The organism is Aliivibrio logei (genome assembly GCF_001691055.1).
GTDB lineage: Bacteria > Pseudomonadota > Gammaproteobacteria > Enterobacterales > Vibrionaceae > Aliivibrio > Aliivibrio salmonicida.
This window is the reverse complement of sequence record NZ_MAJU01000053.1, coordinates 1-313: the sequence shown is the minus strand read 5'-3', so window position 1 is coordinate 313 and position 313 is coordinate 1. Positions and strand designations below refer to the sequence as shown.

Genomic DNA, 313 nt, shown 5'->3' with positions numbered 1-313 from the left:
TCACCACATCGTTTTCACTGATATCACCACCCGTTGCTGTACCGGTGACCGCAATAATTTGTCCACTTTCTGCTGCATTAATCACGTCATCTGCCGTGATAGTCGCTACCGTCACGGTGCCTTCTGCCGCTTCAAGATCGACCGTATGGCTTGATGTTACTGAGCTTTCGATGGTATTCCCAGCATCGTCACTTGAGCTAACAACAACATCGAACTCGGTATCGTTAGCTAGATCATTGCCCGCGACATCGACACTCCAGTTGCCATTTTCATCAACCGTGGTTTGGTAGTCGGTACCATTGATGGTCATGGT

General features: G+C 48.9%; 1 protein-coding gene. It reads right to left on the bottom strand.

The window, feature by feature from the left end:
- On the bottom strand, window positions 1-313 hold a 313-nt coding region (locus tag A6E04_RS20750; protein WP_139078917.1), incomplete at both ends, for an Ig-like domain-containing protein.